This window comes from Micrococcus sp. 63XJN7_6_ISO-PGPR-S23-444 (assembly GCF_058072765.1).
In genome coordinates this window covers 1,748,294-1,772,175 of the sequence record NZ_CM176516.1, presented here as the reverse complement: position 1 = coordinate 1,772,175, position 23,882 = coordinate 1,748,294, and the positions used below count along the sequence as shown (strand labels likewise).

The 23,882-nt window shown below is 70.0% G+C and carries 37 protein-coding genes and 1 pseudogene; 35 read left to right on the top strand and 3 right to left on the bottom strand.

Going from position 1 to position 23,882, the window contains the following annotated elements; all coding sequences use genetic code 11:
• Positions 1-89: 89 nt before the first annotated feature.
• The 33 genes and pseudogenes from rpsJ to ppk2 all read left to right on the top strand — a co-directional run bounded on the left by rpsJ (position 90) and on the right by ppk2 (position 19,932).
• Positions 90-398: a 30S ribosomal protein S10 gene (gene rpsJ / locus AC3RJ9_RS08130; RefSeq protein ID WP_002857463.1), complete on the top strand. Its 309-nt coding sequence runs from the start codon at positions 90-92 to the stop codon at positions 396-398.
• A gap of 20 nt (positions 399-418) precedes the next feature.
• Complete coding sequence (rplC, locus tag AC3RJ9_RS08125) at positions 419-1,069, top strand: 50S ribosomal protein L3 (protein WP_036317759.1); 651 nt, start codon at positions 419-421, stop codon at positions 1,067-1,069.
• A 4-nt stretch (positions 1,070-1,073) separates the two neighbouring features.
• Positions 1,074-1,709, top strand: a complete 636-nt coding sequence (rplD, locus tag AC3RJ9_RS08120) for a 50S ribosomal protein L4 (RefSeq protein WP_041103272.1) — start codon at positions 1,074-1,076, stop codon at positions 1,707-1,709.
• Positions 1,706-2,011: a 50S ribosomal protein L23 gene (rplW, locus tag AC3RJ9_RS08115; protein ID WP_002857471.1), complete on the top strand. Its 306-nt coding sequence runs from the start codon at positions 1,706-1,708 to the stop codon at positions 2,009-2,011. Before rplD ends, rplW begins: the two co-directional genes overlap by 4 nt.
• A 37-nt stretch (positions 2,012-2,048) precedes the next feature.
• Positions 2,049-2,888 carry a 50S ribosomal protein L2 gene (gene rplB, locus AC3RJ9_RS08110; protein WP_010080386.1) on the top strand — a complete coding sequence of 280 codons (840 nt, stop codon included), beginning with the start codon at positions 2,049-2,051 and terminating at the stop codon, positions 2,886-2,888.
• Between the two features lie 15 nt (positions 2,889-2,903).
• Complete coding sequence (gene rpsS / locus AC3RJ9_RS08105; protein WP_002857475.1) at positions 2,904-3,185, top strand: 30S ribosomal protein S19; 282 nt, start codon at positions 2,904-2,906, stop codon at positions 3,183-3,185.
• Between the two features lie 51 nt (positions 3,186-3,236).
• Positions 3,237-3,602, top strand: coding sequence for a 50S ribosomal protein L22 (rplV, locus tag AC3RJ9_RS08100; protein WP_017487837.1), 366 nt, complete (start codon positions 3,237-3,239; stop codon positions 3,600-3,602).
• A gap of 2 nt (positions 3,603-3,604) precedes the next feature.
• Complete coding sequence (gene rpsC, locus AC3RJ9_RS08095) at positions 3,605-4,423, top strand: 30S ribosomal protein S3 (protein ID WP_002857479.1); 819 nt, start codon at positions 3,605-3,607, stop codon at positions 4,421-4,423.
• Positions 4,423-4,839 carry a 50S ribosomal protein L16 gene (rplP, locus tag AC3RJ9_RS08090; protein WP_036317764.1) on the top strand — a complete coding sequence of 139 codons (417 nt, stop codon included), beginning with the start codon at positions 4,423-4,425 and terminating at the stop codon, positions 4,837-4,839. Before rpsC ends, rplP begins: the two co-directional genes overlap by 1 nt.
• 4 nt (positions 4,840-4,843) lie before the next feature.
• Entirely contained in the window at positions 4,844-5,113 is a 270-nt protein-coding gene (rpmC, locus tag AC3RJ9_RS08085; protein ID WP_036317766.1) for a 50S ribosomal protein L29, read from the top strand.
• A complete protein-coding gene (gene rpsQ, locus AC3RJ9_RS08080) occupies positions 5,110-5,391 on the top strand; it encodes a 30S ribosomal protein S17 (RefSeq protein WP_036317768.1) in 282 nt (93 codons plus the stop codon). Before rpmC ends, rpsQ begins: the two co-directional genes overlap by 4 nt.
• A gap of 342 nt (positions 5,392-5,733) precedes the next feature.
• Positions 5,734-6,102, top strand: coding sequence for a 50S ribosomal protein L14 (gene rplN / locus AC3RJ9_RS08075; protein WP_002857487.1), 369 nt, complete (start codon positions 5,734-5,736; stop codon positions 6,100-6,102).
• Positions 6,103-6,106: 4 nt separating this feature from the next.
• Entirely contained in the window at positions 6,107-6,448 is a 342-nt protein-coding gene (gene rplX, locus AC3RJ9_RS08070; RefSeq protein WP_036317770.1) for a 50S ribosomal protein L24, read from the top strand.
• Complete coding sequence (gene rplE, locus AC3RJ9_RS08065) at positions 6,448-7,023, top strand: 50S ribosomal protein L5 (protein ID WP_036317773.1); 576 nt, start codon at positions 6,448-6,450, stop codon at positions 7,021-7,023. Before rplX ends, rplE begins: the two co-directional genes overlap by 1 nt.
• Positions 7,024-7,096: 73 nt before the next feature.
• Positions 7,097-7,495: a 30S ribosomal protein S8 gene (rpsH, locus tag AC3RJ9_RS08060; RefSeq protein WP_002857494.1), complete on the top strand. Its 399-nt coding sequence runs from the start codon at positions 7,097-7,099 to the stop codon at positions 7,493-7,495.
• A gap of 30 nt (positions 7,496-7,525) precedes the next feature.
• Positions 7,526-8,059 (top strand): 50S ribosomal protein L6, encoded by a 534-nt coding sequence (gene rplF, locus AC3RJ9_RS08055; RefSeq protein WP_036381545.1) that lies wholly within the window; start codon positions 7,526-7,528, stop codon positions 8,057-8,059.
• Positions 8,059-8,433, top strand: coding sequence for a 50S ribosomal protein L18 (gene rplR, locus AC3RJ9_RS08050; protein WP_002857498.1), 375 nt, complete (start codon positions 8,059-8,061; stop codon positions 8,431-8,433). The genes rplF and rplR overlap by 1 nt, the downstream gene beginning before the upstream one ends.
• Entirely contained in the window at positions 8,430-9,179 is a 750-nt protein-coding gene (gene rpsE / locus AC3RJ9_RS08045) for a 30S ribosomal protein S5 (protein ID WP_002857500.1), read from the top strand. Before rplR ends, rpsE begins: the two co-directional genes overlap by 4 nt.
• A 3-nt stretch (positions 9,180-9,182) precedes the next feature.
• Entirely contained in the window at positions 9,183-9,407 is a 225-nt protein-coding gene (gene rpmD / locus AC3RJ9_RS08040; protein ID WP_002857502.1) for a 50S ribosomal protein L30, read from the top strand.
• Positions 9,400-9,852, top strand: a complete 453-nt coding sequence (gene rplO / locus AC3RJ9_RS08035; RefSeq protein ID WP_036317776.1) for a 50S ribosomal protein L15 — start codon at positions 9,400-9,402, stop codon at positions 9,850-9,852. Before rpmD ends, rplO begins: the two co-directional genes overlap by 8 nt.
• A gap of 165 nt (positions 9,853-10,017) precedes the next feature.
• On the top strand, positions 10,018-11,325 hold the full coding sequence (secY, locus tag AC3RJ9_RS08030) for a preprotein translocase subunit SecY (protein ID WP_036317778.1): 1,308 nt from the start codon (positions 10,018-10,020) through the stop codon (positions 11,323-11,325).
• Between the two features lie 51 nt (positions 11,326-11,376).
• The gene (locus tag AC3RJ9_RS08025; RefSeq protein WP_036381548.1) at positions 11,377-11,994 is read left to right on the top strand and encodes an adenylate kinase; all 618 of its coding nucleotides are present in this window, start codon (positions 11,377-11,379) and stop codon (positions 11,992-11,994) included.
• A gap of 4 nt (positions 11,995-11,998) precedes the next feature.
• Positions 11,999-12,841 (top strand): type I methionyl aminopeptidase, encoded by an 843-nt coding sequence (map, locus tag AC3RJ9_RS08020; protein WP_036381552.1) that lies wholly within the window; start codon positions 11,999-12,001, stop codon positions 12,839-12,841.
• Positions 12,842-13,045: 204 nt separating this feature from the next.
• Complete coding sequence (infA, locus tag AC3RJ9_RS08015) at positions 13,046-13,267, top strand: translation initiation factor IF-1 (protein WP_010080397.1); 222 nt, start codon at positions 13,046-13,048, stop codon at positions 13,265-13,267.
• Between the two features lie 35 nt (positions 13,268-13,302).
• On the top strand, positions 13,303-13,416 hold the full coding sequence (gene rpmJ, locus AC3RJ9_RS08010; RefSeq protein ID WP_002857509.1) for a 50S ribosomal protein L36: 114 nt from the start codon (positions 13,303-13,305) through the stop codon (positions 13,414-13,416).
• 274 nt (positions 13,417-13,690) lie between these two features.
• Positions 13,691-14,059: a 30S ribosomal protein S13 gene (gene rpsM, locus AC3RJ9_RS08005; protein WP_017487821.1), complete on the top strand. Its 369-nt coding sequence runs from the start codon at positions 13,691-13,693 to the stop codon at positions 14,057-14,059.
• Between the two features lie 83 nt (positions 14,060-14,142).
• Positions 14,143-14,547, top strand: coding sequence for a 30S ribosomal protein S11 (gene rpsK / locus AC3RJ9_RS08000; RefSeq protein ID WP_002857513.1), 405 nt, complete (start codon positions 14,143-14,145; stop codon positions 14,545-14,547).
• A 132-nt stretch (positions 14,548-14,679) separates the two neighbouring features.
• Positions 14,680-15,678: a DNA-directed RNA polymerase subunit alpha gene (locus AC3RJ9_RS07995; protein WP_041103317.1), complete on the top strand. Its 999-nt coding sequence runs from the start codon at positions 14,680-14,682 to the stop codon at positions 15,676-15,678.
• A 75-nt stretch (positions 15,679-15,753) separates the two neighbouring features.
• Positions 15,754-16,482 (top strand): 50S ribosomal protein L17, sunset domain variant, encoded by a 729-nt coding sequence (gene rplQ, locus AC3RJ9_RS07990; RefSeq protein WP_041103274.1) that lies wholly within the window; start codon positions 15,754-15,756, stop codon positions 16,480-16,482.
• A gap of 114 nt (positions 16,483-16,596) precedes the next feature.
• Positions 16,597-17,490 carry a tRNA pseudouridine synthase A gene (locus AC3RJ9_RS07985; protein ID WP_044659555.1) on the top strand — a complete coding sequence of 298 codons (894 nt, stop codon included), beginning with the start codon at positions 16,597-16,599 and terminating at the stop codon, positions 17,488-17,490.
• 277 nt (positions 17,491-17,767) lie between these two features.
• Positions 17,768-18,211: a 50S ribosomal protein L13 gene (rplM, locus tag AC3RJ9_RS07980; protein WP_002857519.1), complete on the top strand. Its 444-nt coding sequence runs from the start codon at positions 17,768-17,770 to the stop codon at positions 18,209-18,211.
• A gap of 41 nt (positions 18,212-18,252) precedes the next feature.
• The gene (gene rpsI, locus AC3RJ9_RS07975) at positions 18,253-18,741 is read left to right on the top strand and encodes a 30S ribosomal protein S9 (RefSeq protein ID WP_036317791.1); all 489 of its coding nucleotides are present in this window, start codon (positions 18,253-18,255) and stop codon (positions 18,739-18,741) included.
• A 200-nt stretch (positions 18,742-18,941) separates the two neighbouring features.
• Positions 18,942-19,932 (top strand): annotated as a pseudogene (gene ppk2, locus AC3RJ9_RS07970) (polyphosphate kinase 2).
• Positions 19,933-20,000: 68 nt separating this feature from the next.
• Here ppk2 and AC3RJ9_RS07965 read toward each other — a convergent pair.
• The gene (locus AC3RJ9_RS07965; RefSeq protein ID WP_044659421.1) at positions 20,001-20,801 is read right to left on the bottom strand and encodes a peptidoglycan recognition protein family protein; all 801 of its coding nucleotides are present in this window, start codon (positions 20,799-20,801) and stop codon (positions 20,001-20,003) included.
• Between the two features lie 160 nt (positions 20,802-20,961).
• Between AC3RJ9_RS07965 and glmM the strand changes: the two genes are divergently transcribed.
• Positions 20,962-22,317, top strand: coding sequence for a phosphoglucosamine mutase (glmM, locus tag AC3RJ9_RS07960; protein ID WP_180949557.1), 1,356 nt, complete (start codon positions 20,962-20,964; stop codon positions 22,315-22,317).
• An 8-nt stretch (positions 22,318-22,325) separates the two neighbouring features.
• Positions 22,326-22,553 carry a hypothetical protein gene (locus AC3RJ9_RS07955; RefSeq protein ID WP_010080407.1) on the top strand — a complete coding sequence of 76 codons (228 nt, stop codon included), beginning with the start codon at positions 22,326-22,328 and terminating at the stop codon, positions 22,551-22,553.
• Positions 22,554-22,647: 94 nt separating this feature from the next.
• On the opposite strand, the gene mscL is transcribed toward AC3RJ9_RS07955, so the two are convergent.
• Both mscL and AC3RJ9_RS07945 read right to left on the bottom strand, forming a co-directional pair.
• Positions 22,648-23,070, bottom strand: a complete 423-nt coding sequence (gene mscL / locus AC3RJ9_RS07950; protein WP_044659423.1) for a large conductance mechanosensitive channel protein MscL — start codon at positions 23,068-23,070, stop codon at positions 22,648-22,650.
• Positions 23,071-23,129: 59 nt separating this feature from the next.
• Positions 23,130-23,879: a M15 family metallopeptidase gene (locus AC3RJ9_RS07945; protein ID WP_123243874.1), complete on the bottom strand. Its 750-nt coding sequence runs from the start codon at positions 23,877-23,879 to the stop codon at positions 23,130-23,132.
• Between the last annotated feature and the right edge of the window lie 3 nt (positions 23,880-23,882).

The window sequence follows — 23,882 nt, the reverse complement described above, 5'->3', positions numbered from 1 at the left end:
TCGCCCCGCGCGGGTGGAGGACAAGAAGGCGGGCACGATCCGCCGCACAGGGACAGGAACAGCACACCCGACGAGAGAGGCGTGACGCCATGGCGGGACAGAAGATCCGCATCCGGCTGAAGTCGTACGACCACGAGGTCATCGACGTCTCGGCCCGCAAGATCGTTGACACGGTCACGCGCGCAGGCGCGACGGTGGTCGGCCCCGTGCCGCTGCCGACGGAGAAGAACGTGTACTGCGTTATCCGTTCTCCCCACAAGTACAAGGACAGCCGCGAGCATTTCGAGATGCGCACCCACAAGCGGCTCATCGACATCATCGACCCGACCCCGAAGGCCGTCGACTCGCTCATGCGACTGGACCTGCCCGCGGACGTCAACATCGAGATCAAGCTCTGAGAGGGAGGTGCTGAGAGACTATGACCAACACCCAGAACATCAAGGGCCTGCTGGGCACGAAGCTCGGCATGACCCAGGTCTGGGATGAGGACAACAAGCTCATCCCTGTGACCGTGGTCAAGGCAGACCCGAACGTCGTCACCCAGCTGCGCTCCGAGGAGACCGACGGCTACACCGCCGTGCAGATCGCCTACGGCCAGATCGATCCCCGCCGCGTGACCAAGCCCCTGGCCGGTCACTTCGAGAAGGCCGGCGTGACCCCGCGTCGCCACCTCGTCGAGCTGCGCACCGCCGACGCCGCCGAGTACTCGCTCGGCCAGGACGTGACCGTGGAGGTCTTCGAGGCCGGCCAGAAGGTCGACGTCGTGGGCACCACCAAGGGCAAGGGCTTCGCCGGCGCCATGAAGCGCCACGGCTTCGCCGGTGTGGGCGCCTCGCACGGCCAGCACAAGAACCACCGCAAGCCCGGCTCCGTGGGCGGCGCGTCCACCCCCGGCCGCGTGTTCAAGGGCCAGCGCATGCCCGGTCGCATGGGCGCCGTGCGCCAGACCACCATGAACCTGACCCTCCACGGCATCGACGTGGAGAACAACCTCCTGCTGATCAAGGGCGCGGTGCCCGGCTCCAAGGGCCAGGTCGTGCTCGTCCGCAGCGCCGTGAAGGGAGCCTGAGACCATGGCTGAGAACTCCGTGAAGACCGTCCAGGTCGATCTGCCCGCCGAGCTCTTCGACGTGCAGTCCAACGTGCCGCTCATGCACCAGGTCGTCGTCGCCCAGCTCGCCGCCGCCCGTCAGGGCACGCACAAGACGAAGCGCCGCGGCGAGGTGTCCGGTGCCGGTCGCAAGCCGTTCAAGCAGAAGGGCACCGGCCGCGCACGTCAGGGCTCCATCCGCGCCCCGCACATGACCGGTGGTGGCGTCGTCCACGGCCCGACCCCGCGTGACTACTCGCAGCGCACCCCCAAGAAGATGAAGGCCGCCGCCCTGCGCGGTGCCCTGTCGGACCGCGCCCGCAACGGCCGCGTCCACGTCATCGAGGCCCTCGTGTCCGGGACCACCCCGTCCACCAAGGCCGCCAAGGCGGGCCTCGCGTCCCTGAACACCGGCCGCAAGAACGTGCTGCTGGTGATCGACCGGGCCGACGACGTCGCCGCCCTGTCCGCCCGCAACCTGCCCGCGGTCCACACCCTGTACGCCGACCAGCTGAACACCTACGACGTGCTCGTCTCCGACGACGTCGTGTTCACCCAGGCGGCCTACGAGGCGTACGTGGCCCAGGCTTCCGGCGCCAAGAAGGAGGATGCCCAGTGAGCGGCTCCATCAACAAGGATCCCCGCGACGTGATCATCGCTCCCGTCGTGTCGGAGAAGAGCTACGGTCTGATCGACGAGGGCAAGTACACCTTCCTGGTCGACCCGCGCTCCAACAAGTCCGAGATCAAGCAGGCGGTGGAGCGCATCTTCAACGTCGACGTGGCCTCGGTCAACACCCTGAACCGTTCCGGCAAGCGCCGTCGCACCCGCTTCGGGTGGGGCCAGCGCAAGTCCACCAAGCGTGCCATCGTCACGCTCAAGGACGGGACCATCGACATCTTCGGAGGTCCGCTCGCCTGATCGGCGTGCGGAGACCACTTAATCGAGGAACTGACACATGGCTATCCGTAAGTACAAGCCGACCACCCCGGGCCTGCGTGGCTCGTCCGTGGCCGACTTCGCAGAGATCACCCGGTCCACGCCGGAGAAGTCCCTTCTCCGTCCGCTGCACAAGACCGGCGGCCGCAACAACACCGGTCGCATCACCACCCGTCACAAGGGCGGCGGCCACAAGCGCCAGTACCGCCTGGTCGACTTCCGTCGCCACGACAAGGACGGCGTGCCCGCCACCGTCGCGCACATCGAGTACGACCCGAACCGCACCGCCCGCATCGCGCTGCTGCACTACGCGGACGGCGCCAAGCGCTACATCCTGGCCCCGGCCAAGCTGAAGCAGGGCGACGTGGTCGAGGCCGGCCCGAACGCCGACATCAAGCCCGGCAACAACCTGCCGATGCGCAACATCCCCGTGGGCACCACCATCCACGCGGTGGAGCTGCGCCCCGGCGGCGGCGCCAAGATGGCCCGCTCCGCCGGCGCGTCCGTGCAGCTGGTCGCCCGCGAGGGCAAGTACGCCCAGCTGCGCCTGCCCTCCGGTGAGATCCGCAACGTCGACGTGCGCTGCCGCGCCACGATCGGCGAGGTCGGCAACGCCGAGCAGTCGAACATCAACTGGGGCAAGGCCGGCCGCATGCGCTGGAAGGGCGTCCGCCCGACCGTCCGCGGCGTCGTCATGAACCCGGTCGACCACCCGCACGGCGGTGGCGAGGGCAAGACCTCCGGCGGTCGTCACCCCGTCAACCGGAACGGCAAGCCCGAGGGCCGCACGCGTCGTCCGAACAAGGAAAGCGACAAGCTCATCGTGCGTCGCCGTCGTACCGGCAAGAACAAGCGATAAGGGAGCAGGGAAGACATGCCTCGCAGCCTGAAGAAGGGCCCCTTCGTCGATCAGCACCTCTACCTGAAGGTTCTGGCCGAGAACGAGAAGGGCAGCAAGAACGTCATCAAGACCTGGTCCCGCCGGTCGATGATCATCCCGGACATGCTGGGTCACACCATCGCGGTCCACGACGGACGCAAGCACGTCCCGGTGTTCGTCACCGAGTCCATGGTGGGTCACAAGCTGGGCGAGTTCGCCCCGACCCGGACCTACCGCGGCCACGTGAAGGACGACAAGAAGGGCAAGCGCCGCTGAGCCTGAGGGCACAGCACGCTTGACCTTCTCGAGAATCGAAAGAGAGAAGCAATGGAAGCCAAGGCAATTGCGCGCCACCTGCGCGTGACGCCGATGAAGGCCCGGCGCGTCGTCGACCTGGTCCGTGGCAAGCAGGCCACCGAAGCACTGGCCATCCTGAAGTTCGCCCAGCAGGGCGCTTCGGAGCCGGTGTACAAGCTGGTGGCCTCCGCGGTGGCGAACGCCCGCGTCAAGGCGGACCGCGAGGGCCAGGCCTTCGACGAGGACGCCCTCTACATCACCGAGGCCTTCGTGGACGAGGGCCCGACCATGAAGCGGTTCCAGCCCCGTGCTCAGGGCCGCGCGTACCGCATCAACAAGCGCACGAGCCACGTGACCGTGGTCGTCGCGTCCAAGGACGAGAAGGGTGGGAACTGACAATGGGCCAGAAGATCAACCCCAACGGGTTCCGCCTCGGCATCACCACCGACCACGTCTCGCACTGGTTCGCGGACTCCCACAAGGAGGGCCAGCGCTACGCTGACTTCCTCAAGGAGGACGTCAAGATCCGCGAGCTGATGACCACCGGCATGGAGCGCGCCGGCATCTCCAAGGTGGAGATCGAGCGCACCCGTGACCGCGTGCGCGTGGACATCCACACCGCGCGTCCGGGCATCGTGATCGGCCGCCGCGGCGCCGAGGCCGACCGCATCCGCGGTGAGCTCGAGAAGCTCACCGGCAAGCAGATCCAGCTGAACATCCTCGAGGTCAAGAACCCCGAGACCGATGCCCAGCTGGTGGCGCAGGGTGTGGCCGAGCAGCTCGCCTCGCGCGTGGCGTTCCGCCGCGCGATGAAGAAGGCGATCCAGTCCGCCATGCGCGCCGGCGCGCAGGGCATCCGCATCCAGTGCTCCGGCCGCCTCGGCGGCGCCGAGATGAGCCGCTCGGAGTTCTACCGCGAGGGTCGCGTGCCGCTGCACACCCTCCGCGCGAACATCGACTTCGGCAAGTTCGAGGCCAAGACCACCTTCGGCCGCATCGGCGTGAAGGTCTGGATCTACAAGGGCGACCTGACCGCCAAGGAGCTCGCGGCCAAGGAGGCCGCGCAGCCCTCCGGCCGTGGCCGTGGCGGCGAGCGCCGCGGCGGCGGTGAGCGTCGTCGTCGCAACGATCGCGCCGAGCGTGCTCCCCGCCAGGAGAACGCCGGCGCCGGCGCCGAGACCCCGGCCGCCGCTCCCGCTGAAGGAGGCAACGCCTGATGCTGATCCCCCGTCGCGTCAAGCACCGCAAGCAGCACCACCCCAAGCGTTCCGGCGCCGCCAAGGGCGGCACCACCGTGACGTTCGGCGAGTGGGGCATCCAGGCGCTCACGCCGGCCTATGTGACCAACCGTCAGATCGAGGCCGCCCGTATCGCCATGACCCGCTACATCAAGCGTGGCGGCAAGGTCTGGATCAACATCTACCCGGACCGTCCGCTCACCAAGAAGCCCGCCGAGACCCGCATGGGCTCCGGCAAGGGCTCGCCGGAGTGGTGGGTCGCCAACGTCAAGCCCGGACGCGTGCTCTTCGAGCTGTCGGGTGTCACGGAGGACGTCGCCCGCGAGGCGCTCCGCCTGGCCATCCACAAGCTGCCGCTGAAGGCCCGTATCATCCGTCGAGAGGGTGGTGAGTGATCCCATGGCGATCGGCACCAAGGATCTGAACGTCGAGTCCCTGGACGGGATGGACAACGCCCGCCTGCTGGAGGCCCTGAAGTCCTCCAAGGAGGAGCTGTTCAACCTGCGCTTCCAGGCCGCCACCGGTCAGCTGGACAACGCCAGCCGGCTGAAGGCCGTCAAGCGTGACATCGCGCGCATCTACACGATCCTGCGCGAGCGCGAGCTGGGCATCCGCGGCGATGTCGCCGCCGAGGCGCAGGCCGAGAAGAACGAGGAGGCTGCCAAGTGACCGAGCAGACCCCGGCCGTCTCCGAGGAGCGCGGCTACCGCAAGGCCCTCCGTGGCATCGTCGTCTCCGACAAGATGGACAAGACCATCGTCGTCGAGGTCGAGGACCGCAAGAAGCACTCGCTCTACGGCAAGGTGCTGAAGACCTCGAAGCGCGTGAAGGCGCACGACGAGGACAACACCGCCGGCGTGGGCGACCGCGTCCGCCTCGCCGAGACCCGCCCGCTGTCCGCCTCCAAGCGGTGGCGTCTGGTGGAGATCGTCGAGCGCGCCAAGTGATCGACCCGGCCCCCTGAGGGCCGGCGACGCAGAGGGCCGCCCCGTGCACTGGCACGGGGCGGCCTTGTGCGTTAGACTCTGATATTCGTGCGCCCTCTCGTTGGCAGGACCATCCATCCTGTGTGCCGAGGGCCGCGCACGCCGATCCCGGATCCGCCTCGGCCCTGCCCTGCGCGCCCCTCCGCTCTCGACCTCCCCGACGCTGTCTGAACACGCGTCGCCGGGGGACGACGGCGGGCGGCCCGCCTCGGGGGAGGGGTAAGCGTCCCGGGATGCCCGTTCAACCGTTCCGCAAGGCTCGCCCATCGTGGGGGAGAACCGGCGCGACGCTAGGAGAGACAAGTGATCCAGCAGGAGTCGCGGCTCAAGGTCGCCGACAACACCGGTGCGAAGGAAATCCTGACCATCCGTGTTCTCGGCGGTTCCGGACGCCGCTACGCAGGCATCGGCGACACCATCGTCGCCACCGTGAAGGACGCCATCCCCGGCGGCAACGTCAAGAAGGGCGACGTCGTCAAGGCCGTGGTGGTCCGCACCCGCAAGCAGTCCCGCCGTCCCGACGGCTCGTACATCAAGTTCGACGAGAACGCGGCGGTCATCCTGAAGACCGACGGCGAGCCCCGTGGCACGCGCATCTTCGGCCCCGTGGGTCGCGAGCTGCGTGACAAGAAGTTCATGAAGATCGTGTCGCTCGCCCCGGAGGTGATCTGACCTCATGGCCAAGATCAAGAAGGACGACCTCGTCCAGGTCATCAGTGGCAAGGACAAGGGCAAGCAGGGCAAGGTCCTGCGCGTGTTCCCGGCGGATGAGCGCGTGCTCGTCGAGGGCGTGAACCGCGTGACCAAGCACCTGCGCGCCGGCCAGGACAACAACGGTTCCACCGAGGGCGGCCTGCAGGTCGTCGAGGCCCCGATCCACATCTCGAACGTGGCCGTGGTGGACCCGGAGACCAAGAAGCCGACCCGTGTGGGCTACCGCTTCGAGACCGTCGAGAAGGACGGCGTGAGCAAGACCGTGAAGGTCCGCTTCGCCAAGGCCTCGGGGAAGGAGCTGTGATGACCGAGGTGCAGCAGACCGAGAAGGTCACCCCGCGTCTGAAGACCAAGTACCGCGACGAGATCCGCGGCGCCCTGCAGGAGCAGTTCCAGTACGGGAACGTCATGCAGGTGCCGGGTCTCGTGAAGGTCGTCGTCAACATGGGCGTCGGGGAGGCCGCCAAGGACTCCAAGATCATCGACGGCGCGGTCGCCGACCTCACCGCCATCACCGGCCAGAAGCCGATGATCACCAAGGCCCGCAAGTCCATCGCGCAGTTCAAGCTGCGTGAGGGCATGCCCATCGGCACGCACGCCACGCTCCGTGGCGACCGCATGTGGGAGTTCCTGGACCGCCTGGTCACGCTCGCGCTGCCGCGCATCCGTGACTTCCGCGGCCTGTCCGACCGCCAGTTCGACGGCAACGGCAACTACACCTTCGGCCTGTCCGAGCAGACCGTGTTCCACGAGATCGATCAGGACAAGATCGACCGCGTGCGCGGCATGGACATCACCGTGGTGACGACCGCCAAGAACGACGACGAGGGCCGCGCGCTGCTCAAGGCGCTGGGCTTCCCGTTCAAGACCGACCAGTAAGACCTCCACGCCACAGGTCCTCCACCGGTGAACCGGTGGCGGAAACCACGGCGAGAAAGGGCGTGAAGCCCACATGACCATGACCGATCCCGTCGCAGACATGCTGACCCGTCTGCGCAACGCAAACTCGGCCTACCACGACACCGTGTCCATGCCGTCCTCGAAGCTGAAGACTCGCGTCGCCGAGATCCTCAAGGCCGAGGGCTACATCCAGGACTGGCGCGAGGAGGAGGCCGAGGTCGGCAAGAAGCTGACCATCGACCTGAAGTTCGGCCCGCAGCGTGAGCGTGCGATCGCCGGCCTGCGCCGCATCTCCAAGCCGGGCCTGCGCGTGTACGCGAAGTCCACGAACCTGCCCCACGTGCTGGGCGGCCTCGGCATCGCCATCCTGTCCACCTCCTCTGGTCTCCTCACGAACCAGCAGGCCGCCAAGAAGGGCGTGGGCGGAGAAGTCCTCGCCTACGTCTGGTGACGGGCAAGACGGAAGAAAGGCTGAACTGACATGTCTCGAATCGGACGTCTCCCGATCACCATCCCCGCCGGCGTCGATGTGACCATCGACGGCGACCGCGTCTCCGTGAAGGGCCCCAAGGGCCAGCTCGAGCACTCGCTGCCCACGCCCATCACGGCCACCCTCGAGGAGGGGCAGGTCACCGTGGCCCGCCCCGACGACGAGCGTGAGTCCCGCTCCCTGCACGGTCTGACCCGCACCCTCATCAGCAACATGGTCGAGGGCGTGACCAACGGCTTCTCCAAGCAGCTCGAGGTCGTCGGCACCGGCTACCGCGTGCAGGCCAAGGGCCAGGACCTCGAGTTCGCCCTGGGCTACTCCCACCCCGTCCCGGTGAAGGCGCCCCAGGGCATCACCTTCACGGTGGAGGGCAACAAGGTCACCGTCGCCGGTATCGACAAGCAGCAGGTCGGCGAGACCGCCGCCAACATCCGCAAGCTGCGCCGCCCCGACCCGTACAAGGGCAAGGGCGTGCGCTACGCGGGCGAGCAGATCCGCCGCAAGGCCGGAAAGGCAGGTAAGTGATGTCTACTCTGAAGGTGAAGGGCAAGGGCAAGTTCAACGCCCGCACCCGCCGCCACCTCCGGGTGCGCAAGCGGATCTCCGGCACCACCGTCCGTCCCCGCCTCGTCGTCAACCGCTCTGCACGGCACATGTTCGTGCAGGTCGTGGACGACACGCAGAGCCGCACGCTCGCGTACGCCTCCACCATGGAGGCCGACGTGCGTGCGCTCGAGGGCGACAAGACGGCCAAGGCCAAGCGCGTGGGCGAGCTCGTCGCCGAGCGTGCCAAGGCGGCCGGCATCGAGGCCGTGGTCTTCGACCGCGGCGGCAACAAGTACCACGGGCGCGTCGCGGCCGTGGCCGACGGTGCGCGAGAGGGTGGGCTGCAGCTGTGACCGAGAACATCAACCAGAAGGACACTCAGGTGACCGAGAGCACCGAGACCACCGTCTCCGAGACCGGGTCGGGCTCGGCGAGCCAGACCACCGAGCGCGCCACCGGTGGCCGCGGCGGTCGCGACGGCGGCCGCGGTGGCCGTGACGGCGATCGTCGTGGCGGCCGTCGCGACGACCGCAACCGTCGTGGCGCCCAGGACGACGAGAAGGACCAGTTCCTCGAGCGCGTCGTGGGCATCAACCGCGTCTCCAAGGTCGTCAAGGGCGGCCGCCGCTTCTCCTTCACCGCCCTCGTGGTGGTGGGTGACGGCGACGGCACCGTCGGCGTCGGCTACGGCAAGGCGAAGGAGGTCCCCGCCGCGATCCAGAAGGCCGTGGAGGAGGCCAAGAAGTCCTTCTTCCGCGTCCCCCGCGTCGGCTCCACCATCCCGCACCTGGTGCAGGGTGAGGACGCCGCCGGCGTCGTGCTGCTCCGCCCGGCCTCCCCGGGTACCGGCGTGATCGCCGGCGGTCCGGTGCGCGCCGTGCTCGAGTGCGCCGGCATCCACGACGTGCTGTCCAAGTCCATGGGCTCCGTGAACGCGATCAACATCGTGCGCGGCACCGTGGACGCACTCAAGAAGCTGGAAGAGCCCCAGGCCGTCGCCGCCCGCCGCGGCAAGGCCCTGGACGAGATCGCCCCCCATGCGATGCTGCGCACCATGGAGAACGATCGCGCCCAGAAGAGCGCGAAGGCAGGTGCGTGAGCCGTGTTTGAGCCCACTCGCAAGAACATCCAGCCCTCGGACGCCACCCTGGTCATCACCCAGACCCGCGGCGTCACGGGCTCCAAGCAGAACCATCGGGACACCCTGCGCTCGCTGGGCCTGAAGCGGATCGGCCACCAGGTCACCCGCAAGGCCGACGCGGTGACGGTCGGCATGGTCAACACCGTGCCGCACCTGGTGTCCGTGGAGGAGGTCAACAATGGCTGACAACGACGCCATCAAGGTCCACGACCTGCGTCCGGCCCCCGGTGCCAAGACCGCCAAGACCCGTGTGGGTCGCGGTGAGGCGTCGAAGGGCAAGACCGCCGGTCGCGGCACCAAGGGCACCAAGGCCCGTTACCAGGTCCGTGCGGGCTTCGAGGGCGGCCAGCTGCCCCTGCAGATGCGTCTGCCGAAGCTCCGCGGCTTCAAGAACCCGTTCCGCACGGAGTACCAGGTCGTGAACCTGGACAAGCTCTCCGCGCACTTCCCCGAGGGCGGTGAGGTCACCGTGGACGCGCTCGTGTCCAAGGGCCTCGTCCGTCGCGGTCAGCCCGTGAAGGTGCTGGGCACGGGGGAGATCACCTCGGCCGTGCAGGTGAAGGCGAACGCCTTCTCCTCGTCCGCCGTGGAGAAGATCCAGGCCGCCGGCGGGTCCACCGAGACCCTCTGACACGCCGACCCATCCACCGAGGGCCCTGGCCCGGAGCAGCCGCTCCGGACCAGGGCCCTCGGTCCGTCCGTGTAGACTCGCACAGCGGCCGCCCCGGTGTGGCCGCCGTCTCGTGCCCCGCCCCGCGGCCGGCGCGCGCCCCACAGGACCACCGCAGGAGGACTCGTGCTCAAGGCCATCGCCCGGATCGTCCGGACGCCTGACCTGTTGCGGAAGATCGCCTTCACGCTCGCGCTCATCGCCGTCTACCGGATGGGCGCCTTCGTACCGGCCCCCGGGGTGGACTACCCGGCGGTGCAGCAGTGTCTCGCGGCGGGCAACGCCCAGGGCGGCCTGTACTCCTTCGTGAACATGTTCTCGGGCGGGGCGCTCCTGCAGGTGTCCGTCTTCGCGCTCGGCATCATGCCCTACATCACGGCGTCGATCATCGTGCAGCTGCTGCGCGTGGTGATCCCGCGCTTCGAGCAGCTCCACCAGGAGGGCCCGCAGGGCCAGGCGACGCTGACGCAGTACACCCGCTACCTGACCCTCGCCCTCGCCCTGCTGCAGGCGACCACGATGGCCTCGCTGGCCCGCACCGGGGCCCTGCTCGGATGCAGCCTGCCGCTGCTGCGCGACGGCTCCATCCTCACGGTGCTGCTCGTGGTCATCGCCCTGACCACCGGCTGTCTCATCGTCATGTGGTTCGGCGAGCGGATCACCGAGAACGGCGTGGGCAACGGCATGTCCCTGCTCATCTTCACCTCCATCGCGGCGGGCTTCCCGGCCGGCCTCGGCCAGGTGGTCCAGACGCAGGGCTGGCGCGTGTTCGCGATCGTCATGGGGATCGGCCTGCTCACCATGCTGGCCATCGTCTTCGTGGAGGAGTCGCAGCGCCGGATCCCGGTCCAGTACGCCAAGCGGCAGATCGGCTCGCGGACCGTGGGCGGGTCGAGCACCTACATCCCGGTCAAGGTGAACATGGCCAACGTCATCCCGGTCATCTTCGCCTCCTCCGTGCTGATGCTCCCGAGCATCCTCATCCAGTTCAACACGCCGCAGGACGGCAGTGCGCCGGCCCCGTGGATCACGTGGCTGAGCCGGTACTTCGGCCCCGGCGACCACCCGGTGTACATGGCCCTGTACTTCCTGCTCATCATCGGCTTCACGTACTTCTACGTGTCCATCACGTTCAACCCGGTGGAGATCTCGGACAACATGAAGCGCTACGGCGGCTTCATCCCCGGCGTCCGCGCCGGCCGGCCCACCGAGCGTTACCTGCAGTACGTCATCAGCCGCATCACGCTCGTGGGCGCCCTCTACCTCGGTATCGTGGCCATGATCCCGCTGATCGCCTTCGCGGTGATCGGCACCAGCCAGAACTTCCCGCTCGGCGGCACGTCCATCCTCATCATGGTGGGCGTCGGCCTCCAGACCGTGAAGCAGGTCAGCGCACAGATGGAGCAGCGCCACTACGAGGGCCTGCTGCGCTGAGCCCCGACCCGATCCCGCAACGCCGTCCGTATCGACAGTGAGGAACACACGATGACCCGCATGCTGCTCATGGGCCCTCCCGGTTCCGGCAAGGGCACCCAGGCCACCCGGATCGCCGACAAGATGGGGATCGTCCCGATCTCCACCGGTGACATCTTCCGCCACAACGTGAAGTCGATGACGCCGCTCGGCGTCGAGGCCAAGAAGTACATCGACAACGGCGACTTCGTCCCCGATGAGGTCACGAACCGCATGGTCGCGGACCGCATCGCCCAGGCCGACGCGGAGCACGGCTTCCTGCTGGACGGCTACCCGCGCACGAAGGGCCAGGTCGAGGCGCTGGACGCCATGCTCGCCGAGTCCGGCCAGTCGCTGTCCGCCGTCGTCGAGCTGGAGGTGCCCGACGAGGAGCTCGTGGAGCGTCTGCTCAAGCGTGCCGAGATCGAGGGCCGCGCGGACGACACCCAGGAGGTCATCGAGCACCGCCTGGACCTGTACCACCGCGAGACCGAGTCCGTCATCCAGGAGTACGTGGAGCGCGGCATCGTCGCCCGCGTGGACGGCACCGGGCAGATCGACGACGTCACCGAGCGCCTGCTGCAGGCCGTGTACTCCGTGCGTGCCGCCACGGGCTCCCTGCCCGTGATCCAGCCGGGCGCGGAGTCCTGACCCCGTGATCGGCCGCCGCTCGCTCGAGCTCAAGACCGCCCCCCAGCTGCAGGCCATGCAGCGCGCGGGGGTGGTCCTGTCCGAGGCGTTGGACGCCACGCTGGCCGCGGCCGCGCCGGGCGTCACCACCGCGGAGCTGGACGCCGTGTTCGCGGGCGTGCTGGCCGAGCGCGGTGCCACGTCCAACTTCCTGGGCTACTACGACTTCCCGGCCTCGATCTGCACCTCGGTCAACGACGAGGTCGTGCACGGCATCCCCGGGGACCGGGTCCTGCAGACCGGCGACGTGCTGAAGGTCGACGGGGGCGCGATCGTGGACGGCTGGCACGCCGACTCGGCCCGCACGGTGATCCTGGGCTCCTCCGCGGCCGGCACCGCGGACCCGGCCGACGAGCGCCTCTCGGCGATCACGCGGGAGGCACTCTGGGTCGGCATCGCGGCCTTCGCCTCCGCCACCCACGTCGGGGACATCGGGGACGCCATCGACGACTTCGTCTCCGCGCAGCCGGGCGAGGAGCTCGGCATCCTCGAGGAGTACGTGGGGCACGGCATCGGCTCGGCCATGCACCTGCCGCCGGACGTGTTCAACTACCGCACCGGCCACCGGGGGCCCAAGATCCGCCCCGGTCTGGCACTCGCCATCGAGCCGATGCTGGTGCGTGGCTCCATCGACACGAAGGTGCTCGCGGACGACTGGACCGTGGTGACCCTCGACGGCGCCCGCGCCAGCCAGTGGGAGCACTCGGTCTGCCGGCACGACGGCGGTGTGTGGGTGCTCACCGCGCCCGACGGCGGCGCCTCCGAGCTCGCCCGGTTCGGCGTGGTCCCGGTCCCGCCGGGGGAGTGAGCGGCCCGAGCTGTCGGCCGTCCGTCCCGCCCGTCCGGCGGACCGGGCGGCCGTCGTCGTCTGTGCTGGTTCTCAGACCGAGAATGCGGTATCATCGAACGTTGTTCGTGTGCGCGCACTCGTGTGCGCCGGCGAGCAGACCCGTTCCCGCCCCGTCACCCGGCCCTCCGCGGCCGTGCCCGGGGCATGACGATTGTGGAGGACATGGCTAAGAAGGAAGGTGTCATCGAGGTCGAGGGCACGGTGTCGGAGGCATTGCCGAACGCGATGTTCCGGGTCCGTCTGCAGAACGAGCACGTCGTGCTCGCCACGATCTCCGGAAAGATGCGTCAGCACTACATCCGCATCCTCCCCGAGGATCGCGTCGTGGTGGAGCTTAGCCCGTACGACCTCAACCGGGGTCGGATCGTGTACCGATACAAGTAAGAACCCCCGTCCAAGCGAGCGCAGGAGGAAGAGCCGTGAAGGTTCAGCCGAGCGTGAAGCGGATTTGTGACAAGTGCCAGGTCGTGCGCCGTAAGGGCCGCGTGCTGGTGATCTGCTCGAACCCGCGCCACAAGCAGCGCCAGGGCTGATCGCCTCCCCGGGAGCCCGGGGAGCGACGCCGTCGCGTTGACCACACCACCCACCGGCCATCGGGCCGAACAGCAGGGACAGCGGTCCACCCCGTGAGGGGAGGGCCCCCACCTCCGGCCGCAGGGGCCGGAGACCGACGACGGCGGACGCCCGCCGCGGAGCACGCCGGATCTTCCCCGGCGCCGCGACGACGGGTCCGCGAGGCCCAGTGCCGCGTCGTGCGGGACGTCTCTGGTGCAGACCCCTGCTGCAGAAGAACAGGAGGACGGCCACATGGCTCGTCTTGCAGGCGTTGACATTCCGCGCGAGAAGCGCGTGATCATCGCACTCACGTACATCTACGGTGTGGGCAAGACCCGCGCTGAGGAGACCCTCGCCGCCACGGGCATCGACCCGAACATCCGCGTGAAGGACCTCTCCGACGAGCAGCTGGTGCAGCTGCGCGACCACATCGAGGGCAGCTACAAGGTGGAGGGCGACCTCCGCCGCGAGGTGGCCGCCGACATCCGTCGCAAGGTGGAGATCGGCTCCTATGAGGGCCTGCGCCACCGCCGCGGCCTGCCGGTGCGCGGCCAGCGCACGAAGACCAACGCCCGTACCCGCAAGGGCCCCAAGAAGACGGTCGCCGGCAAGAAGAAGTGATCCTGCACCGGCGGTGACCGCGTCCACGTCCGGACGCCCCGCCCGCAGCATCAGCACCAGCAGCTTTCCCGGAGGAGAATCACATGCCCCCCAAGACTCGCGCATCGGCTGCCCGCAAGCCGCGTCGCAAGGCCAACAAGAACATCACCGTGGGCCAGGCCCACATCAAGAGCACGTTCAACAACACCATCGTGTCCATCACGGACACCACGGGTGCCGTCATCTCCTGGGCCTCGTCCGGCGAGGTCGGCTTCAAGGGGTCGCGCAAGTCGACCCCGTACGCCGCGCAGATGGCCGCCGAGCAGGCCGCCAAGCGTGCGCAGGAGCACGGCATGAAGAAGGTGGACGTCTTCGTGAAGGGTCCGGGCTCGGGCCGCGAGACCGCCATCCGCTCCCTGCAGGCCGCCGGCCTCGAGGTGGGGTCCATCCAGGACGTCACCCCCATGGCCCACAACGGCGCTCGCCCGGCGAAGCGCCGCCGCGTCTGACCTGAGCGCTGTGTCCGCGTCCGCCCCCGCCCGGGGCGGACGCGGACAGGTCTGCGGACCTGCCCCCACCCCGTCCTCGTTTCCACCCACCGCGTGCGTCATATGGCGGACGCTCGCCGAAAGGAAATGTCCGTGCTCATTGCACAGCGCCCCACGCTGACCGAAGAGGTCGTCTCCGACCGTCGTTCCCGGTTCGTCATCGAGCCCCTGGAGCCCGGCTTCGGCTACACCCTCGGCAACTCCCTGCGCCGCACTCTGCTCTCGTCGATCCCCGGTGCTGCCGTGACCAGCATCCGCGTGGACGGCGTGCTGCACGAGTTCAGCACCGTCAACGGAGTCAAGGAGGATGTCACCGAGATCATCCTCAACATCAAGAAGCTCTCCGTCTCCTCGGAGAACGACGAGCCCGTGGTGGCCTACCTGCGCAAGCAGGGGGCCGGCGTCGTCACCGCCGCGGACATCACCGCGCCGGCCGGCGTCGAGATCCACAACCCGGACCTGCACATCGCGACCCTGAACGCGAAGGGCAAGTTCGACATGGAGCTGACCATCGAGCGCGGTCGCGGCTACGTGACCGCCGCCCAGAACAAGTCCGCGGACGCGGAGATCGGCCGCATCCCGGTCGACTCCATCTACTCCCCGGTCCTCAAGGTGACCTTCAAGGTCGAGGCCACCCGTGTGGAGCAGCGCACCGACTTCGACCGTCTGATCCTGGACGTGGAGACCAAGGAGAACATGCTGCCGCGTGACGCGGTGGCCTCTGCCGGCTCCACCCTGGTCGAGCTGTTCGGCCTGGCCCGCTCGCTCAACGTCGAGGCCGAGGGCATCGACCTGGGTGACGAGCCCGAGGTCGTCGAGGGCTCCGCCGACCTGGCCCAGCCGATCGAGGAGCTCGAGCTCACCGTGCGCTCGTACAACTGCCTCAAGCGCGAGGGCATCCACACCGTGGGCGAGCTCGTGGGCCGTTCCGAGGCCGACCTGATGGACATCCGCAACTTCGGCGCGAAGTCCATCGACGAGGTCAAGGAGAAGCTCCAGGAGCTGGGCCTGTCCTTCAAGGACTCGCCGGCCGGCTACGACCCGCAGGCGCACGCGCGCCAGATGGACGACGACCCGTTCTCGGACTACTGAGCCGATTCCGCACCACCTGACATCTTCGACCCGACGCCGCAGCCGGCTGCAGGGTCCCACCCGAGGAGAAACACCATGCCTACCCCCACCAAGGGTCCGCGTCTGGGCGGCAGCCCGGCCCACGAGCGCATCATGCTGGCGAACATGTCCGCCCAGCTGTTCGAGCACAAGTCGATCACCACGACGCTCACCCGCGCCAAGCGCCTGCGCCCGTACGCCGAGCGCCTGATCACCTTCGCCAAGAAGGGCGATCTGCCGGCCCGCCGCAAGGTGCAGGGTCTCATCGCCGCCAAGAACCGCACCAACAAGGCGGTCGTGCACGAGCTGTTCACCGTGATCGGCCCGGCGATGGCCGAGCGCAACGGCGGCTACACCCGCATCACCAAGATCGGCAACCGCCAGGGCGACAACGCGCCCATGGCCGTGATCGAGCTGATCATGGACCCGATCTCCGGCAAGCAGGCCGTGGTGCGTGAGGCCGAGCAGGCCGCCGCGTCCGCGCCGGCCGCGCCGGCCGAGTCCACCCCGGTGGAGGCCGTCGACCCGGCCGCCACCGAGGAGGTCACCGTGGCCGAGTCGCAGGAGGCCGCCGCCGAGATCGACGGCGCCGTGCCCACCAACGAGGACGGCTCGGCTCCGGCCGAGGCCACCATCAAGGGCAACGCCAGCTCGAAGAAGTACCACGTCCCCGGCTCGCGCTGGTACGACCAGACCACCGCCGAGGTCTGGTTCTCCACCGTCGAGGAGGCCAAGGCCGCGGGCTTCGAGCCCGCCGGTGGCGAGGCCGCCCAGAAGATGGCCTGACGCCATCGCGGGAGTCCGCGTCCGTCCCCGTGACGACGCATCGGCGAAGGGCCGTCCACCACTCGGTGGGCGGCCCTTCGCCGTCCCCGGCCCCGCCCCGCTGAGAGGAGCAGCATGAGCGAGCAGCACCGCCCGGACGCCCCGTCGGCGCCCGGGGAACCCGCGTCCGTGCGAGTCCGCCTGGACCTGGCCTACGACGGCGGCACCTTCCACGGCTGGGCCCGCCAGCCCGGTCTCGACTCGGTCCAGGGTGCGCTGGAGGACGGGCTCGAGCGGATCCTGCGCCGGCCCGTGCGCACGGTGGTCGCCGGCCGCACCGACGCGGGGGTGCACGCGCGCGGCCAGGTCGTCCACCTCGACCTGACCGAGACGGAGTGGGCGGGCCTGACCCGCGGCCGGCCCGGCCTGGAGCCGGCCACCTCCCTCACCCGCCGCCTCGGCGGGGTGCTCTCCGGGTGGGGCGGGGCCGTCGTCGTGCACGGGGCGCGGCGGGCCCCCGCGGGCTTCGACGCGCGGTTCAGCGCGCTGTGGCGCGAGTACGAGTACCGGATCGACGACGCACCCGCCGCGCGTGATCCGCGCACGCGGGGCTTCACCCACTGGCACGGCGCCGCCCTGGACGATCGCCTCATGGCGCTGGAGGCCGACGCCGTCCTCGGACTGCACGACTTCCTGTCCTTCTGCCGGCCCCGCGCGGGCGCCACGACCATCCGCGAGGTGACGCACCTGGAGGTGCGACGCGATGAGGACGGCGTCGTGCGCGTCCGGATCCGGGCCGACGCGTTCTGCCACAACATGGTCCGGGCGATCGTCGGGGCGCTGCTCCAGGTGGGGGAGCGGGCACGCGAGCCCGGCTGGCTCGCTCACCGGGTGGCGAGGCCTGCCCGCGACTCCGAGGTGCGCCTCGCCCCGCCCGGGGGGCTGACGCTGCTCGCCGTCGGCTATCCCGACGAGGCGGAGGAGCTGCACCGGCGCGCCGAGGGCACCCGGGCGAAGCGGACCCTGTGAGCCGGGGTGGCCCGCGGTGGCGGCTTTTGGCTCCGGGGCCCGCGTTCGGTAGGATGGGTGGACGTTGCGCATGCCCGCACCCGGATGCGTCGTGCCGCGAGTGGCTCAGTTGCATGGCCTTCAGCTCGCGCCGCACCCCCGGGGCATCGGGCCCGGACGCCTTCCAGCCCTCACCTGGGGGACCGGCGCGCACGGAGAACTGACAGCGCGAGCGCGCCGGAATCACGACCCGGCGGGCAGGTGCTGTGGACCACCACCGACCCTGAAGGCAGACAACGTGCGTACGTACTCTCCCAAGCCTGGCGACGCCGACCGTCAGTGGCACATCATCGATGCCACCGACGTCGTCCTCGGCCGCCTGGCCTCCCACACCGCCACCCTCCTGCGCGGCAAGCACAAGCCGACGTTCGCCCCCCACATGGACATGGGCGACTACGTCATCATCGTGAACGCCGAGAAGGTCGCCCTCACCGGCGCCAAGCTCGAGAAGAAGCGCGCCTACCGCCACTCGGGCTACCCGGGCGGCCTGAAGTCGCAGTCCTACGCCGAGCTGCTCGAGACCAACCCGGTCCGCGCCGTGGAGAAGGCCGTCAAGGGCATGCTCCCGAAGAACTCGCTGGCCGCCCAGCAGCTCTCCAAGCTGAAGGTGTACAAGGGCGCCGAGCACCCGCACACCGCCCAGCAGCCCCAGACCTTCGAGATCGGCCAGGTCGCCCAGTGACCCCGGCGGGCCACTGACGCAGACCTTCCCTGAGGAGAACCATGAGCATCAACGAGAACGACGACGTGGAGCTGACGAGCTACACCTCTGAGTCCACCGCCGCCGCCGAGGCCCCCGTCGCCTCCGAGCGCCCGGCCCTGACCGTGCCCGGCTCCGCCGTCGGCCGCCGCAAGGAGGCCGTGGCCCGCGTGCGCCTCGTCCCCGGCTCCGGCCAGTGGACCATCAACGGTCGCGCCCTGGAGAACTACTTTCCGAACAAGCTGCACCAGCAGGAGGTCTCCGACCCCTTCACGCTGCTGGAGCTGACCGGCGCCTACGACGTGATCGCCCGCATCCACGGCGGCGGCCCCTCCGGCCAGGCCGGTGCGCTGCGCCTGGGCATCTCCCGCGCCCTCAACGAGATCGACCGCGAGCACAACCGCCCGGCGCTCAAGAAGGCCGGCTTCCTGACCCGCGACGCCCGCGTCATCGAGCGCAAGAAGGCCGGCCTCAAGAAGGCCCGCAAGGCCTCGCAGTTCTCGAAGCGCTGATCCTGCGCCGCACGGTGTCCCCACCGTGCCCCCGCCGACGCCCCGTCCCGCTCCTCACGAGCGGGGCGGGGCGTCCGCCGTCTCCGTGGGCCGGCGGCACCTGACCCAGGGGTAATATGAAGGCGCATGGCGACGACGCCATGACGGGCCGCTCGCCCGTCCGGTGCGCGGTCCGATCGGAGACACCCTCGGGAGCCGCCGTGGCCGAGAACACGAGTCCCACGCCCGACCCCCGCACCCGTGGCGAGCACGGCACGGAGCACGCCGCGCAGGCCCCCTTCGCCGTGACCCGTGACTACGCCGCCGAGGTGGACGAGATCCGGGAGCTGGGCCGCAAGCTCGGCGGGGAGAAGAAGACCCCCCACCCCGGACCCGCAGGCCTGGCGTGAGGGCTACCCGTACAAGACCAAGCTCAGCCGCAAGAGCTACGAACGACGCAAGCGCGAGCTGCAGATCGAGCTGCTGAAGATGCAGCTCTGGGTCAAGGAGACCGGCCAGAAGGTCCTGATCATCTTCGAGGGCCGCGACGCCGCCGACAAGGGCGGCGCCATCAAGCGCTTCAACGAGCACCTCAACCCCCGCGGCGCCCGGACCGTGGCCCTGGAGAAGCCCACGGAGGAGGAGGCCTCGCAGTGGTACTTCCAGCGCTACATCCAGCACCTGCCCTCCGGCGGTGAGATCGTGATGTTCGACCGCTCCTGGTACAACCGGGCCGGCGTCGAGCGCGTCATGGGCTACTGCACGGCGCAGCAGTACCTCGAGTTCATGCGCGAGACCCCTGAGCTGGAGCGCATGCTCGTCAACTCCGGCGTGCACATCATCAAGTTCTGGTTCTCCGTGTCCCAGCGCGAGCAGCTCAACCGCTTCGCCGCGCGGGAGACCGACCCCGTGCGTCGCTGGAAGCTCTCGCCCACCGACCTGGCCTCCCTGGACAAGTGGGACGACTACACGAACGCGAAGGAGGCCATGTTCTTCTACACGCACACGGCCGACGCCCCGTGGACCGTCGTGAAGTCGAACGACAAGAAGCGCGCCCGCCTCGAGGCCATCCGCCATGTGCTGCACACGCTGCCCTACCCGGACAAGGACGAGCGCATCGTCCACCGCCCCGACCCGCAGATCTGCGGCCCGGCCAACGAGCTGGCCGAGTACGGCGAGGTCTCCGGCGGATCGTTCCCGCGCGTGCGCTGACCGGGCCGCGCACGACGGCGCCCCTCACCGTCCGGTGAGGGGCGCCGTCGTGGGGAGCGGGGGCGGGTTCAGCCGCGCTCCTCCTCCACGTACTCCGGGGTGACGTGTGCGTCGTCGAAGAGGTTGTCCGCCCCGAAGCCCTCCGAGACGTGGTACTCGCCCGAGGCCAGGGAGAGGCGGACGTCCTCGCGCAGGATCGGCAGCTTGGCGTAGAACGCGTCGCCGCAGCAGCTGGTGGCGGTGACGTCGCGGTGGCCGATGATGCGGGACGGCGGCAGCTCGTACTGCTGGCAGATGTAGGCGACGAGCGGCACCAGGCCGGCGTAGAGGCTCTGCGGCGGCGGGTTCAGCATGTACAGCCCCTCGCACTCGATGCCGAGCGCATACGCGTTGAACCCGAGCGCGTGGACGCCGAGCATGAACGTCTGTCCGCCCTCGAGCGCGTGCCGGGAGCCGTGGCGGCCCTCCATCGCGAAGCCGCCGCGGGAGACGGTGAAGTGCTGCCCGGTGTCGCCCCAGTCGTTCGCGGGGCTCATGTGCGCGTTCTGGACCACCTGCGCGATGCTCTCCGCCGCCTCCCGGGAGCCGTCCGTGACGTTCGGCGTGGTGGTGTGGTGGATCACCAGGTAGGAGGGGCGCTCGTTCAGGGTCTGCAGGTAGTAGTTGGGCTGCATGGCGCCCCACTGCGCGGTGGTGATGATGTCCGGGGCGGGCAGGCGGGTGGCCTGCTCGTCGCCCTCCGAGCTCTGCTCGGCCTGCTCATCACGCCCGCAGCCGGCCACGCCGGCAGCGATCGCCAGGCCCGTGCCGCCCAGCACGCTGCGGCGCGTCCAGGAATGGGGGAGCGGGGGCGGGGTCACGTCGGGCATGGATCGAGGTCCTTCGGGTTCGGGGCGGGGCCTCCCGGGCGGATGTGAGCGGACGGGCGCGGCCGCGGGGGCTCGACCGGTCCGATGCTACCGCCCCCCGGCCCGTTTCGTGACCCTCCCGTGATGCAGGCCGCAGGGGCGGCCCCTACACTGACTGATCATGTCGAGATTGTTCGGAACCGATGGCGTCCGTGGCCTGGCCAACGAGACCCTCACCGTGGAGTTGTCCGTCCAGCTGGCCCAGGCCGCCTCGCCCGTCCTCGGCGCGGAGGCCTTCGACGCCGGCCGACGCCCGGTCGCCGTCGTGGCCCGGGACCCGCGCATCAGCGGCGAGTTCATCACGGCCGCCGTGCAGGCGGGCCTGGCGTCCTCGGGCGTGGACGTGTGGGACGCCGGCGTGCTGCCGACCCCCGCCGCCGCCTATCTCGTGGGGGACCTGGACGCCGACTTCGGCGTGATGATCTCCGCCTCCCACAACCCGGCCCCGGACAACGGCATCAAGTTCCTCGCGCGCGGCGGCGAGAAGCTGACCGACGCGCAGGAGGACGAGATCATCCGCCACCTCGAGGGCGTGACGCCGCGACGGCCCCAGGGCGCGGACGTGGGCCGCGTGCGCGTCTTCGCGGACGCCGAGGACCGCTACGTCCTCCACCTCCTGCAGACCCTCCCGCACCGGCTGGACGGGCTCAAGGTCGTCCTGGACTGCGCACACGGCGCGGCCGCCGGCTGCTCGCCCGAGGCGTTCCGCGCCGCCGGCGCGGAGGTCGTGGTGATCGGCGCGTCCCCGGACGGGCTCAACATCAACGACGGCTACGGCTCCACCCACCTCGAGAAGCTCCAGGCGGCCGTGCGCGAGCACGGCGCGGACCTCGGCATCGCGCACGACGGCGACGCCGACCGGTGCCTCGCCGTGGACGAGCACGGCGAGGTCGTCGACGGCGACCAGATCATGGGCGTCATGGCCGTGGCCCTCAAGGACCGCGGCGTCCTGCGGGATGACACCCTGGTCGTGACCGTCATGTCCAACCTGGGCCTGAAGCTGGCCATGGGCCGGGAGGGCGTCCAGCTCGTCGAGACCCAGGTGGGCGACCGCTACGTCCTGGCCGGCATGAAGCTCGGCGACTACTCGCTCGGCGGCGAGCAGTCCGGCCACGTGATCTTCTCGGACCACGCCACCACCGGTGACGGTGTCCTCACCGGCCTGCAGCTCGCCTCGCGCGTCGCCGAGACCGGCACCCCGCTCTCCGAGCTGGCCGCGGTGATGGACCGGCTGCCCCAGGTCCTCGTGAACGTGCGCGGCGTGGACAAGTCCCGCGCCGCCGAGGACGAGGCCGTCCAGGCGGCGGTGGCCGAGGCGGAGGCCCGCCTCGGCGAGACCGGCCGCGTGCTGCTGCGCCCGTCGGGCACGGAACCGGTCGTGCGCGTCATGGTCGAGGCCCCGGACGAGGAGACCGCCGGCCGGGAGGCCCAGGTGCTGGCCGACGTCGTGCAGCGCGAGCTGCGCCTGCACGACTGACCGGACCGATGACGTCGGACGCGGCCCCCCGGCCCCGCCGCTGGACCCTGTTCGCGGGGCTGCTCGCGGGGCTGGCGGTCCTGTGGTCGGCCGCGTTCCTCGCCGTGGACGCGCCCGTGTGCGCGCGGCAGAGCGCCCCCGTGGAGTGGTTGCCGTGCCTGGATCCGGACCGGCAGGACTCGGAGGTCGCCCCGGACGCCGGGTCCAGCGCGGACCGGACGACGTCGCGGCCCTGAGGGCACGGCCCCGGTGCCGCCGAGGGCATGAAGGAAGGGCCCGGGGCGACTCGTGTGAGTCGTCCCGGGCCCTTCGGCGTCGGACAGGGGGAGATCAGAGGGTGGTGGTCCCGGAGGTGGGGCCGCCGCGGCGCTCGGCGAGCAGGTCGCGGATCTCGGTGAGCACGGCGACGTCGGCGGCCACCTCCTCCTCGGCGGGGTCGATGCCGAGGCGGCGGTTGCGGGCCTCGATCATCTTGTTCATCGGCATCACGATGGCGAAGTACACGGCCGCGGCGATGAGAAGGAAGTTGACGATCGCGGTGAGCAGCACACCGAACTTCACGTCGTTGCCGTTGACCGTCAGCACGGCGAACGAGTCGAAGTTCGGCGAGCCCACGGCGGCGGCGATGAGCGGCATGAGGACCGCCTCGACGAGCGCGTTCACGATCTTGCCGAAGGCGGCGCCGATGATGACGGCGACGGCAAGGTCGAGGACGTTGCCCTTCATGATGAAGTCTTTGAATCCCTGGAGCATGGGGAGAATCCTACGTGTCACGAAGGCGGCGGGGTACAGGGTCGAGCGAGTCGTGCGTCTCAGTCCGTGTAGTCCGGCGCCGGCGGCAGACCCCACGCGGTCTCGAGGACGCCGCCGGCCGCCTCGACCCGGGCCGCCTCCGCGGACCCGACGTAGCGCAGATGCCAGGGCTCGTGGGCGAAGCCCGTCACGTCCTCGGCCCCGGCGGGGTAGCGGATGACGAACCCGTACTCGGCGGCGTGCGCGGCCACCCAACGGCCCGCGGCGGTGTCGCCGAAGCACGCTTCCAGGTCACACGCGGGGGTCGCGGCGTCGCCCACGTCCCAGGCCAGGCCGGTCTGATGCTCGGAGTACCCCGGACGCGCGGAGACGCGGTCGGCCTCGGCGCGGCCCAGCTCGTCGACCCAGTGGCCGTACGTCCGGACCTGGTAGTCGTACGAGCGGTAGGCGCTCAGGGTGGTGAGGCGGTGGCCCGCCGCCGCGGCGGCATCCAGCAGGTCAGCGGCCGCCGTCGCGGCCTCCGCCCGCAGGGGCAGCTCGCTGCCGGGCACGGCCACCAGATCCGAGGGCGCCCAGTCGGGCGGGGCCACGGGGCGGGTCTTGTTCACGACGACGTCGAGGGTGGCCGGGTCGGCGTGCGTGCCCGACGACGGCGCCGTGCTCGAGGCGGCGCGGGACGACGCGGCCGCGCTCGCGGAGCCGGACGTCGGCGTCGTCGGCGTCGAGGACGGGCCCGCGGCGGGCGTGCCGCAGCCGGCCGCGAGCAGCGCGAGCGCGGCCAGCGCGGCGAGCGGGAGGGGGCGACGCATGGG